Annotated in this window: 11 protein-coding genes and 1 pseudogene; 7 read left to right on the forward strand and 5 right to left on the reverse strand. The window is 71.6% G+C overall.

All coding sequences use genetic code 11. From position 1 onward, the window contains the following. Positions 1-88 precede the first annotated feature (88 nt). Together G6030_RS05485 and fabG are read left to right on the forward strand one after the other, a co-directional pair. On the forward strand, positions 89-1219 hold the full coding sequence (locus tag G6030_RS05485) for a CaiB/BaiF CoA-transferase family protein (RefSeq protein ID WP_347238590.1): 1131 nt from the start codon (positions 89-91) through the stop codon (positions 1217-1219). Further along, the gene (gene fabG, locus G6030_RS05490; RefSeq protein WP_182642452.1) at positions 1219-1959 is read left to right on the forward strand and encodes a 3-oxoacyl-ACP reductase FabG; all 741 of its coding nucleotides are present in this window, start codon (positions 1219-1221) and stop codon (positions 1957-1959) included. Before G6030_RS05485 ends, fabG begins: the two co-directional genes overlap by 1 nt. A gap of 16 nt (positions 1960-1975) precedes the next feature. On the opposite strand, the gene G6030_RS05495 is transcribed toward fabG, so the two are convergent. Both G6030_RS05495 and G6030_RS05500 read right to left on the reverse strand, forming a co-directional pair. Then, the gene (locus tag G6030_RS05495; RefSeq protein ID WP_063972111.1) at positions 1976-2743 is read right to left on the reverse strand and encodes an FCD domain-containing protein; all 768 of its coding nucleotides are present in this window, start codon (positions 2741-2743) and stop codon (positions 1976-1978) included. Between the two features lie 19 nt (positions 2744-2762). After that, positions 2763-3755: a MaoC family dehydratase gene (locus G6030_RS05500; RefSeq protein WP_182642453.1), complete on the reverse strand. Its 993-nt coding sequence runs from the start codon at positions 3753-3755 to the stop codon at positions 2763-2765. 104 nt (positions 3756-3859) lie between these two features. On the opposite strand from G6030_RS05500, the gene G6030_RS05505 reads away from it, so the two are divergent. From G6030_RS05505 to G6030_RS05520, 4 genes and pseudogenes are all read left to right on the forward strand, one after another. After that, the gene (locus G6030_RS05505; RefSeq protein ID WP_182642454.1) at positions 3860-5014 is read left to right on the forward strand and encodes an acyl-CoA dehydrogenase family protein; all 1155 of its coding nucleotides are present in this window, start codon (positions 3860-3862) and stop codon (positions 5012-5014) included. Between the two features lie 13 nt (positions 5015-5027). Further along, positions 5028-5480, forward strand: a complete 453-nt coding sequence (locus G6030_RS05510; protein ID WP_182642455.1) for a MaoC family dehydratase — start codon at positions 5028-5030, stop codon at positions 5478-5480. A gap of 49 nt (positions 5481-5529) precedes the next feature. Then, positions 5530-6754, forward strand: a pseudogene (locus G6030_RS05515) (acetyl-CoA C-acetyltransferase). A gap of 245 nt (positions 6755-6999) precedes the next feature. Continuing rightward, the gene (locus G6030_RS05520; protein ID WP_182642456.1) at positions 7000-8355 is read left to right on the forward strand and encodes a PhoH family protein; all 1356 of its coding nucleotides are present in this window, start codon (positions 7000-7002) and stop codon (positions 8353-8355) included. A gap of 126 nt (positions 8356-8481) precedes the next feature. On the opposite strand, the gene G6030_RS05525 is transcribed toward G6030_RS05520, so the two are convergent. Both G6030_RS05525 and glpX read right to left on the reverse strand, forming a co-directional pair. Next, positions 8482-9885, reverse strand: coding sequence for a class II fumarate hydratase (locus G6030_RS05525; protein WP_043567947.1), 1404 nt, complete (start codon positions 9883-9885; stop codon positions 8482-8484). Positions 9886-9988: 103 nt separating this feature from the next. Further along, complete coding sequence (gene glpX, locus G6030_RS05530) at positions 9989-10999, reverse strand: class II fructose-bisphosphatase (RefSeq protein WP_182642457.1); 1011 nt, start codon at positions 10997-10999, stop codon at positions 9989-9991. 145 nt (positions 11000-11144) lie between these two features. Between glpX and G6030_RS05535 the strand changes: the two genes are divergently transcribed. Next, positions 11145-11705 (forward strand): DUF4245 domain-containing protein, encoded by a 561-nt coding sequence (locus G6030_RS05535; protein WP_061227597.1) that lies wholly within the window; start codon positions 11145-11147, stop codon positions 11703-11705. 47 nt (positions 11706-11752) lie between these two features. Here G6030_RS05535 and G6030_RS05540 read toward each other — a convergent pair whose 3' ends face one another. Further along, positions 11753-11986: an exodeoxyribonuclease VII small subunit gene (locus tag G6030_RS05540; RefSeq protein WP_182642458.1), complete on the reverse strand. Its 234-nt coding sequence runs from the start codon at positions 11984-11986 to the stop codon at positions 11753-11755. Positions 11987-12090 lie beyond the last annotated feature (104 nt).

A 12090-nucleotide genomic window follows, 5' to 3' on the forward strand; every position in this document is an offset into this window, starting at 1 on the left:
GGTGGGTGGCTCGCGCGCGGCGGGTGGCGCGGGCGACCCGCATGCGGGCGGTGACGCCGCGGATCCGCTCCCGCTCGCCGGGCTCACCGTGGTCGCGGTCGAACAGGCCGTCGCCGCGCCGCTGGCGACCCGACACCTGGCCGACCTCGGGGCACGCGTGATCAAGATCGAGCGGGAGGGCGAGGGTGATTTCGCCCGGGCCTACGACGACACCGTCCACGGGCAGGCGTCGCACTTCATCTGGTTAAACCGGGGCAAGGAGTCGATCGAGCTCGACCTGGCCTCCGGCCGCGGCCGGAGGGTCGCGGACGCGCTGATCGACCGAGCGGACGTCGTCATCAGCAACCTGGCACCCGGGGCGATGGGCCGACTCGGCCTCGGGGCGACCGAGTTGCGCGAGCGCAGAGCGGACCTCGTCGTCGTCACCATCTCCGGCTACGGCGGCGACGGGCCGTACCGCGACCGCAAGGCCTACGACATGCTCGTGCAGGCCGAGTCCGGACTGTGCTCGATCACCGGCACGCCCGAGACCGCCACCAAGACCGGCGTCCCGGTCTCCGATATCGCCACGGGGCTGTACGCGCTCTCGGCGATCCAGGCCGCACTGTTCCGCCGAGAGCGGACGGGGCTTGGCGCCACGATCGAGGTGTCCATGTTCGAGGCCACCGCCGAGTGGATGGGGCACCCCCTGTACATCCGGATGTACGCCGGGCGGCAGGTCGGCCGGATGGGACTGTCCCACGCCTCGATCTGCCCGTACGACGCGTTCCCGACCCGCGACGGGCAGGTCATGATCGGGGTCCAGAACGACCGGGGGTGGGCCGCGCTGGTGCGCGACGTACTGGGCAGACCGGATCTCGTCGACGACGAGAGATACGCCACGAACATCGCGCGGGTGGCCCGGAGGGCGAAGGTGGACGCGTTGATCGGATCGCTCACCCGGGAGTTCGACTCGGTGGAGCTGGCCGACCGACTTGATCGGTTCGGTGTGCCGGCGGCGCGGCTCAACGACGTCGCCGGGCTGGTCGAGCACCCGCAGCTCGAGGCCCGAAACCGCTGGCGCGAGGTGGAGACCCCGGCCGGTCCGGTCCGCGGACTGCTGCCGCCGATGACGTTCTCGGACGTCGAACTGCCGATGGGACGCGTGCCGGCGCTGGGCGAACACACCGAGGCGATCCTGGCCGAGCTGGCCGGGGCACTGGACGAAGGGGACACATGATGGGACTGCTCGAGGGTCGGACCGCGGTCGTCACGGGGGCCGCGCGCGGGATCGGGCTGGAGATCGCCCGGACGTTCATCGCGAACGGGGCCCGGGTGGTGGTCGGGGACATCGACGACGAGGCCGGCGCCGCGGCGGTAGCCGACCTGGGGGGCGAGGACCACGCACGGTACGTGCACTGCGACGTGCGGGACGGCGCCGCGGTCGAGGCGATGATCGACGTCGCCGAGGAGGCGTTCGGGCCGCTCGGGGTGTTCGTCAACAACGCCGGGGTCACCCGCGACGCCACGATGCGCAAGATGACCGAGGAGCAGTTCGACGACATCATCGCCATCCACCTCAAGGGAACCTGGAACGGCACCCGCGCGGCGGCGGGGCGCATGCGCGGCCACGGGGGCGGGGCGATCGTCAACATCTCCTCGATCTCCGGGAAGGTCGGGCTGGTGGGCCAGACCAACTACTCGGCGGCCAAGGCCGGGATCGTCGGACTGACCAAGGCCGCGGCCAAGGAGGTTGCCTTCGCGGGCGTGCGCGTCAACGCCGTTCAGCCGGGGCTCATCCGGACCGCGATGACGCTCGCGATGCCCGAGCACATCTGGGAGGAGAAGATGGCCGAGATCCCCATGGGGAGGGCCGCCGAACCGAGCGAGGTCGCGCAGGTGGTGCTGTTCCTCGCCAGCGACATGTCGAGCTACATGACCGGCACGGTCCTGGAGATCACCGGCGGTCGGCACATCTGACACCGCGCCGTGCTCGTCACCAGGCGAGGTCCCAGCGGATCGGCTGCTCCAACGCCGCGCGGAACTTCTTCTTCAGATAGTGGTGGTGGTCCGTGATGTGCTGCGCCATGAGGTCGTGGGCCGCCACGGCGTCGCGGTCGGCGATCGCCCGGTAGATGTCCTCGTGGATCGCGCACGTGTGGTCGCGCTGTCGCTTCGGGTAGGCCACCCCCATGGATGCGCCCGCCAGGATCCCGAGCAGCGCGTCGAAGAGATATCCGAACAGGACGTTGCCCGACCCCCACGCGATGAGGGCGTGGAACCGCTCCGAGTCCTCGGTGAAGTACTCACCCTCCTCGGCCCCCTCGCGCGTGGCCTCGACGTTGAGGCGGAGCTCCTCCAGCGCCTCGCGGCTCATGCGCCCGGCGGCGAGTCTCGCGATCGACGGCTCCATCGCCGCCCTCGCCTCCATGATCGTGGAGAACGGGGCGTTCTCGAATTGCATGAGCAGGCTCAACGCGGCGGCGAGCGTCCCGCCGTCCGGCTGCTGGACGATCGGGCCGCCACCCGGCCCGGGCTTGAGGGTGATCGCCCCTTGGAGCTCCAGGTACCGCAGGGACTCCCGCAGCGTGCCCCGGCCGACGCCGTACTCCTCCAGCATGAGGTGCTCGGGCGGCAACCGGTCACCGACGGTGTTGCCGCGCCGGGCGATGTCCTCGACGATCCGCTTCGCCACCAGTAGCGCCGTCTTCTGCGGACGCGAGACCCCGCCGGGCGCGCGCTGCGCATCGCCTGTCGTATCCATGTGCACCATCATCCTGCATTCACGGCATGAGGACCGTGAAGGCCCAGTCCAGGACGTCCGCGTCGCCGTCGGGTCGGTGAGCCCGCACCCGTGCGCGTAGATCGAGTGCGGTGCCGCCGCCCCGCAGCGGTGCGGCGGTTCCCACCTCCAACTCGCTGGACAGGGTGTCGCCCTCGCGCACGGGACCGGTGTGATCACAGGACCGCCACCCGAGCACCGTCAGCATCGCCGGGAGGGCTCGCGTGGCCTGGGACAGCGCGAGGCCGATCGTGTGTCCGCCGTAGACGAGCCGCCGGCCACCGGACACCCGCTCGTCGTGGTGGGTCTCGGCGATGTTGAGCGTGAGCCGGGCGAGCTCGGGGGCGCCGGTGACGACGTCCGCGCTCGACCCCAGGACGGTGCCGGGCGCGGGGAGTGGGTCGCCGGCACCGGGCACCGCGTTGCGATAAGCCGCCACGTCCCACCCGTCGGGCGCGGTCCACGGGCCGGGGTCGGCGGTGCCGATCGCCGACAGGTCGTCGGCGTGGTCGACGCGCTCGGGGTCGACGTCGGGGGACAGGGGGAGCATGGCGCAACGGTGGAAGTCCAGGACGGTCCGACCGAGCTGGTCGGTGGTGGTCATCCGCAACGCCGCCAGCCCGGTGGCCGGGCGGCCCGGGCGCGGGGTGTTGCGCTTGAGGCCGACCACCTCGGTGCGAGTGGCGAGTGTGTCGCCGAGGTGCGGGTGGCGGTGGAACCGCAGCCCTCGGTAGAACAGGTTGGCCTTGACGCGCTGCGTCACGACGGTCGACTGGCCTATCGCGACGTCGGTGACGAGGCCGGGGTGGGCGACGGTGCCGCCGGTGACCGCGGCGCCCAGCTGACGGTCGAGGGGGAGGCGGAGGCGGTCACCGAGGACGGCCTGGTGGGCCGCGGCCATGCCGTCGGTGAGGGTGAGCGCCGGCGCCCGGTCGAAGACCATGCCGCGCTCGAGATCGTCGAAGTACGGCCCGCCCGCGTAATCGATGCGCATGATTATTGACTATAGCGGCGTGGGTGGGGAGGATGGCGGGGGCGCCGCCGCCGGCGGCGGGTGGCGTGGTGACCGCGGTGATGGGACGACGACGAGGTGGACAGGTGCCGGAGCTGAACGACGAAGAGTCCTACCTCGTTGCCACGGTCCGGCGGTTCATCGACCGTGAGGTCAAGCCGTCGGTGCTCGAGGTGGAGCACGCGGACACCTACCCGGAGCGCTGGATCGAGCAGATGAAGCAGATCGGGATCTACGGGCTCGCGGTGCCGGAGGAGTACGGCGGCATGCCGGTCTCCATGCCGTGCTACGTCCGGCTCACCGAGGAGCTGGCCCGCGGGTGGATGTCGTTGGCCGGGGCGATGGGCGGTCACACCGTGGTGGCCACGCTCCTGGCGCAGTTCGGGACCGAGGAGCAGAAGCGGACCTACCTCCCCCGTCTGGCGACCGGCGAGATACGGGCGACGATGGCGCTCACCGAACCGGGCGGAGGGTCCGACCTGCAGAACATGTCGACGGTCGCCCGCACCGACGGGAACGAGCTGGTCATCACCGGCGCCAAGACGTTCATCACCAACGCCCGTCGCTCCGGCCTCATCGCACTGCTGTGCAAGACCGATCCGGAGGCGACCCCGCGGCACCGGGGGATGTCGATCGTGTTGGTGGAGCACGGCCCCGGGTTGACGGTCTCCCGCGACCTGCCCAAGCTCGGCTACAAGGGCGTCGAGACCTGCGAGCTTGCGTTCGATGGGTACCGGACACCCGCGGACCGCGTGCTCGGCGGCGAGCCGGGCCGCGGCTTCGCCCAGATGATGAAGGGCCTCGAGACGGGCCGCATCCAGGTCGCCAGCCGGGCGCTCGGCGTCGCGGCGGCGGCGCTCGAGGACTCGCTGGCCTATGCGCAGTCGCGGGAGTCGTTCGGTCAGCCGATCTGGAAGCACCAGGCCGTCGGCCACCATCTGGCGAACATGGCCACGACCCTCACGGCCGCCCGGCAACTCACCCTGTTCGCCGCGGAGAAGTACGACGCCGGCGAGCGCTGCGACATGGAGGCGGGCATGGCCAAGCTGTTCGCCTCCGAGGCGGCGATGCAGATCGCGCTGGACGCGGTCCGCATCCACGGCGGGTACGGCTACTCGACCGAGTTCGACATCGAGCGGTACTTCCGGGACGCCCCGCTGATGATCGTCGGCGAGGGGACCAACGAGATCCAGCGCAACGTCATCGCCTCGCAGTTGGTGGCGCGAGGCGGCCTGGGGTGAGGAGAGGACGGATATGAAGGTGTTCGAGGGACTGGACCAGGTCGAGGCGGCCGTCGGCCAGCACATCGGCTACAGCGAGTGGATGGAGATCACGCAGGAGCGCGTTGACGCGTTCGCCGACGCGACCGGGGATCACCAGTGGATCCACGTCGACCCCGCGCGGGCGGCGGAGGGGCCCTACGGCACCACCATCGCCCACGGTTACCTCACCCTGTCGCTGTTGCCGGTGCTCGGAAACCAGGCCATGGACATCCGCGGGTTCTCGATGATGATCAACTACGGGCTCGGCAAGGTCCGGTTCCCCGCGCCCGTCCCGGTGGGATCCCGGATCCGGGCAGGCGTCGAACTGACCTCACTCGACCGCAAGCCCTCGGGCGCCCAGCTCACCACTCTCGTGACGGTCGAGATCGAGGGTGGCGACCGGCCGGCGGTGGTCGCCGAGGCCATCCGCCTCATGGTCGAGTGACGGACCGCAGGCGGGAGGACGCGCGGTGAACCCACGGATGACCGAGGCCCTGGCCGACGTCGTGGTCTGCGAGCCGGTACGCACGGCGGTCGGGCGCAGGCACGGCGCGTTCGCGCCACTGCAGGCCGCCGACCTGGCCGCGGCCGCGATCACGGGCCTGCTCGGGCGCACCGGACTCGGCACGGCCGACGTCGACGACGTGATCCTCGGGCAGTGCTACCCCAACGGCGAGGCCCCCGCGATCGGCCGGGTCGCCGCGCTCGACGCCGGCCTCGAGATCAGCACGCCGGGGATCCAGATCGACCGCCGCTGCGGTTCGGGTCTGCAGGCCGTGCTGAACGCGGCGATGCAGGTCGCGGTCGGGGTCAGTGACGTGGTGATCGCCGGTGGTGCCGAATCGATGTCGAACAGCGAGTTCTACTCGCTCGGGTTGCGCGGGGGGCGTCCGCGGTGACCGGGTCGAGTTCATCGACCGCATCGCCCGCGGCCGCGTGACGTCCGGTGGCCGCGATCACCCCGTCCCCGGCGGGATGCTGGAGACCGCCGAGAACCTCCGCGCCGAGTACGCGATCTCCCGGGAGGAGCAGGACGAGCTGGCCGCCGAGAGTCAACGCCGTGCGATCGCGGCGCAGGACGCAGGGGTCTTCGACGAGGAGATCGTGCCGGTGCGGGTCCGGCGGGGGAAGGAGGACCTCGTCGTCGTCGACACCGACGAGCACCCCCGACGAGGCGTCACGGCCGAGTCCCTCGCCGCGCTACGGCCGGTCCGGTCGCGCGTCGACCCCGCGGCGACGGTGACGGCCGGCAACGCCTCGGGGGAGAACGACGGCGCCTCGGTGTGCGTGGTCACGACCCGGCGTCGCGCGGAGGAGCTGGGCCTGCGCCCGTTCGTCCGGCCGCTGGGGTGGGCGGTCTCCGGCGTACACCCCGCGCGGATGGGGATAGGCCCGGTCCCGGCCACGGCCGAGCTGCTCGGGAAGCTCGACCTGGGCCTCGCGGACTTCGACCTCATCGAGCTGAACGAGGCGTTCGCCGCGCAGGTGCTCGCGTGCCTGCGCGAGTGGGAGGCCGACCACGGGTTCACCACCGCGGACAGGGAGCGGCTCAACGTGCACGGGTCCGGAATTTCTCTCGGGCACCCCGTGGGCGCGACCGGGACGCGGGTCCTCACCACCCTGGCGCGGGAACTCGACCGGCGAGACGGACGGTTGGCGCTGGAGACGATGTGTCTCGGCGGCGGACAGGGCATGGCGGCGGTCTTCGAACGCGCGTGAGGTCGGTGGGCAGGAGTTCACGCCGACTTAACTACAGGGATGTCATTCCGGCACGCGCGGGAGTCGAAACCGGCGTAGCGTCTGCGTCAACGGTCGGTGGGGAAGCCGACCGTCGGGAGGTCCCAGCCGATGATCGTTGTACGCGATCGGGAGGGGGCCGGCACCCGGCCCTGTCGTCGCAGGACGACCTGGGCCGACCGGTCCATCCCGACACGACCGCGGGTGCCGCGGTCCAGGAGCGCGCCGTGACCGACACCGTCCGTACCTACGTCCTCGACACCTCGGTTCTGCTGTCCGATCCGTGGGCCGTCACCCGCTTCGCCGAGAACCGGGTGGTCCTACCCATCGCGGTGATCGGGGAGCTCGAGGCCAAGCGCCACCACCCCGAGCTGGGCTACTTCGCCCGCGAGGCACTGCGGCTGCTCGAGGACCTGCGCCTGCGCCACGGCCGCCTCGACGGCGACCTGCCCGTCACCGACACCGGCGGCACCCTGCGAGTCGAGCTCAACCACACCGACCAGTCGGTCCTGCCCGCCGGGTTCCGCGACACCGGCAACGACTCCCGGATCCTCGCCTGTGCGCTCAACCTGCGGGCCGAGGGCGACGACACCGTCCTCGTCTCCAAGGACGTCCCGCTCCGCGTCAAGGCGGGCTCGGTGGGACTGCCCGCGGACGAGTACCACGCGCAGGACGTCGTCCTCACCGGCTACAGCGGGGTCTCGGACCTGCCCGCCACCCAGGAGCTCGTCGACACCCTGTTCTCGACCAGCGGTGTCTCACCGCTCGCCGCCCGCGCGGCTGGCCTCGACGCCGCGACGCCGGTCCACTGCGGGGTGCGGGTGCAGACCGACTCGTCCTCCGCGTTGGCTCGTGTCACCGACGACGGCGGCCTCAGGCTGGTCCGCGGCGACGTCGAGGTCTTCGGCCTGCGGGGCCGCTCGGCCGAGCAGCGTATCGCGATCGACTGCCTGCTCGACGAGTCGATCGGCATCGTCTCGCTCGGTGGCCGCGCCGGCACCGGCAAGTCCGCCCTCGCCCTGTGCGCCGGGCTCGAATCGGTGCTCGAGCGACGTCGACATCGCAAGATCGTCGTCTTCCGGCCCCTGTACGCCGTCGGCGGTCAGGAACTCGGCTACCTGCCGGGCAGCGAGTCGGAGAAGATGTCTCCCTGGTCGCAGGCCGTGTTCGACACCCTCGAAGGGCTCGTCAGCGAGAACGTGATCGACGAGGTGATGGATCGCGACATCCTCGAGGTGCTGCCGCTGACCCACATCCGGGGCCGCAGCCTCCACGACTCGTTCGTGATCGTCGACGAGGCACAGTCGCTCGAGCGCAACGTCCTGCTCACCGTGCTGTCCCGACTGGGCACCGGATCGAGGGTCGTGCTCACCCACGACGTGGCGCAGCGCGACAACCTCCGGGTCGGCCGGCACGACGGGATTCAGGCGGTGGTGGAGAAGCTCAAGGGCCACCCGCTGTTCGCCCACATCACGCTCAGCAGGTCCGAGCGCTCGGCGATCGCCGAGCTCGTCACCACGATGCTCGAGGAGTTCCAGCCGGACGCCTCGGCCGGTGCGCTGCGGCGCATCCACGCCGCCTGAGGCGGGCGGTCGGGGGCCGGGCCCGCCCCTCGGGGCGAGGAATCCAGCGGAGAGAGGACGGCAGCGGCGCAGGGCCCGGGCGGAGTCGCCCGGGCCCTGCCCTTCACGCGGCGGGCGCGTGGCGGTTCAGCGCTCGCGATCGAGGCCGGTCATCCCGAGGACGTCGAGACGGCGGTCGAGCTCCTCCTCGGACAGCGGGTCGGGGACGAAGCCCAGCGCGATGACCGCCTCGCGGATGGTCAGCCCCTCGGCGAGGGCGTGCTTGGCGACGCGGGCCGCCTCCTCGTAGCCGATCGCCGAGTTCAGCGGCGTGACGATCGAGGGGGAGGACTCGGCCAGACGGCGCATGCGGTCGACGTCCGGCTCGATGCCGTCGATGCACCGCTCGGCGAACAGGGTCGACGACGTGGACAGGATCCGGACCGACTCCAGCACGTTGCGGGCCATCACGGGGATGGCGGTGTTGAGCTCGAAGGCGCCGCTCGCGCCGGCCCAGGCGACCGCGGCGTCGTTGCCGACGACCTGGGCGGCGACCTGCGCGACCGTCTCGCACAGCACCGGGTTGACCTTGCCGGGCATGATCGACGACCCCGGCTGCAGGTCCGGCAGGTGCACCTCGGAGAGCCCGGTCATGGGGCCCGACCCCATCCAGCGGATGTCGTTGGCGATCTTGGTCAGCGAGACCGCGACCGTACGCAGTGCGCCCGACAGCTCGACGAGCCCGTCACGGGCGGCCTGGGCCTCGAACGGGTCCACGGCCAGGCGGAGCTCCTCGAGACCGGTGAGGGAACGCAGTTCCTCGACGACGGCGGAGCCGAACCCGTCCGGGGCGTTGAGCCCGGTGCCCGCTGCGGTGCCGCCGATCGGCAACTCGCCCACGCGGGGCAGGGTGCCGCAGACACGCTCGATGCCGGCCCGGATCTGGCGGGCGTAGCCGCCGAACTCCTGACCGAGGGTGACGGGGACGGCGTCCATGAGGTGCGTGCGGCCGGGCTTGACCACGTCGCGCCACTGCTCGGCCTTCGCCTCGAACGACTCGGCGAGCACGCCGAGGGCCGGCACGAGGTCGGCGATCACGACCTCCGTCGCGGCGACGTGCGTGGCCGTGGGGAACGTGTCGTTGGACGACTGCGACATGTTCACGTCGTCGTTCGGGTGGACCGTGACGCCCTCGGCCGCGCAGAGCGAGGCGATGACCTCGTTGGTGTTCATGTTGGAGCTCGTGCCCGACCCCGTCTGGAACACGTCGACGGGGAAGTGATCGTCGACCTCGCCCTCGGCGATACGGCCGGCGGCCGCGACGATCGCGTTCACCTTCTCCCGATCGAGCAGGCCGAGGCGCCCGTTGACGGTCGCGCAGGCGGACTTGAGCAGCCCGAGCGCGCGGATCTGCGCCCGCTCGAGGCCTCGGCCCGAGACGGGGAAGTTCTCCACGGCGCGCTGGGTCTGTGCACGCCAGAGGGCGTCGACCGGGACCCGGACCTCGCCCATCGTGTCGTGTTCGATACGGAATTCAGTCTGATCGGCCATACCGCCACAGTAGGCGCGCCCGCCGCGCCGTGCAGGAACAATGCGGCCGCGCCCGCCGCGCCGTGGAGGACCTGGGGCGCGGGCCCGGCGGTCGCGGGTGCCGTCAGCGGGCGTCGGCGGCCTGACCGTAGTCGACGGCCGAGAACTCGCGGAGCTTCTCCATCTTGTGACGGCCCTCGACGTGGCGGACCGTGCCGGACTTGGACCGCATGACCAGGGACCGGGTGACGGCGCCGTTGGAGCGGTAGCTCACGCCCCGGACCATGTCGCCGTTGGTGATGCCGGTGGCGGCGAAGAAGCAGTTGTCGCCCTTGACGAGGTCGTCCGTGCCGAGGATGGCGTCGACCTCCAGGCCGGCATCGACGACCTTTTGCCGCTCCGCGTCGTCCTGCGGCCACAGCTGGCCCTGGATCTCGCCACCCATGCACTTCATGGCGCACGCGGTGATGATGCCCTCCGGCGTACCGCCGATGCCCATGAGCATGTCCACCGAGCTGTCGTCGGAGGCCGCCGCCACGCCGCCCGCCACGTCGCCGTCCATGATGAGACGCACCTTGGCGCCGGCGGCACGGATCTCGGCGATGAGCTCGGCGTGGCGGGGCCGGTCGAGCACGCACACCGTCATGTCGCCGACGTCGATGTTCTTGGCCTCGGCCACCGACCGGATGTTCCACTCGGTGGACTTGGACAGGTCGATCCGGCCGACGGCGTCCGGGCCGACCGCGATCTTGCGCATGTAGAACACCGCCGACGGGTCGAACATCGCGCCGCGCTCGGCGACCGCTATCACGGCGATCGAGTTGGGGCGACCCTCCGCCATGAGGCGGGTGCCGTCGATCGGGTCCACGGCCACGTCGACCGCCGGTCCGTCACCGGTGCCGACCTTCTCGCCGTTGTAGAGCATGGGCGCCTCGTCCTTCTCGCCCTCACCGATCACCACGGTGCCGTCCATGTCGACGGTCGAGATGAGCTCACGCATGGCGTCGACCGCGGCACCGTCGCCACCGTTCTTGTCGCCCCGGCCCACCCAGCGCCCGGCGGCGAGAGCGGCGGCCTCGGTCACACGGACCAGCTCCATGGCGAGGTTACGATCGGGGCGCTTGGCGTCTGACATAGGTGGTCTGGCTCCTCGGAGGCGGGCGCGGGCGCGACGGGGTCACGCGCGTGCGGCGGGTTGTCGGCGCTCATTGTTCCACCTCCGCCACCGGGCCGGGGCCCACGCGCCGGAGTCGCCCCGGGTGGGTGGGATACTCACAGGCGTGGCCGAGGCGAAACCGAGAATCCTGCAGGGCAACCGCGACATGTTCTGGTCGGTGGTGGTGCTCATGGTCATCTGCGGACTCTTCGCCGGTGTCGCCGGACTGTGCACCTTCAGCCCGTCGGGCCCCGAGCAGGGGCAGATCCCGCAGTTCGACGCCGACGCGTCCCTGCGCCAGGACGCCCGCAGCCTGGAGTACCCGATCCGCTCGCCCGAGGTCCCCGCGGACTGGACCGCCAACTCCGGCCGCGTCCAGGGCTTCGCCGGCACCACCTCCAGCCACGTCGGCTGGGTGACCGGCGAACGCAGCTACGTCGAGCTCGTCCAGTCCGACGCACCGGAGGACGCGTTCCGCTCACTGAACGGCGGCCCGCGGCCCGAGCGCACCATGGTGCCGATCGCCGGGCGGGAATGGACGGTCCTCACCGGCGACGACGTCCGCCCCGTGTGGGTGCTGGACCTCGACGACGTCCGCGTGGCCGTGACCGGCTCGGCGCCCACGGATCAGTTCGAGACGCTCGCCGCCGCCGTCCAGGACGCGGAGCCGCTCCCCGCGCAGTGATCGCCCGCGCGGGGAGGTGAGCCCTCCCGCGTGACCGGGCGGCGGGCTCAGCCCCGGCCTGCGCCGCCCTCGTCGTCGTCGCCGAGGACCGCGTCGATGCGCGCACGTGCGCCGTCGAGATGCTCGGTGCACCGCGCGGCGAGTTCCTCGCCCCGCTCCCACAGGGCGAGGGAGGCGTCCAGGTCCTGGCCGCCGGCCTCGAGGATGCGCACCACCTCGATGAGCTCGTCGCGGGCCTGCTCGTAGCCCAGTTCGGAGACGGGGGTCTGCTCGTCGGACATCAGGACTGCTCCTCATGGGTGTCGGTCTCGGGGGTGTCGGTGGTGGGCGGCCCGGTGGTGGGCGACTCAGTGGTGTGCGACCCGGTGGTGGTCGGCGCGGGGGC

Origin of the sequence: Dietzia sp. E1 (assembly GCF_014145015.1) — a bacterium.
Taxonomy (GTDB): domain Bacteria; phylum Actinomycetota; class Actinomycetes; order Mycobacteriales; family Mycobacteriaceae; genus Dietzia; species Dietzia cinnamea_A.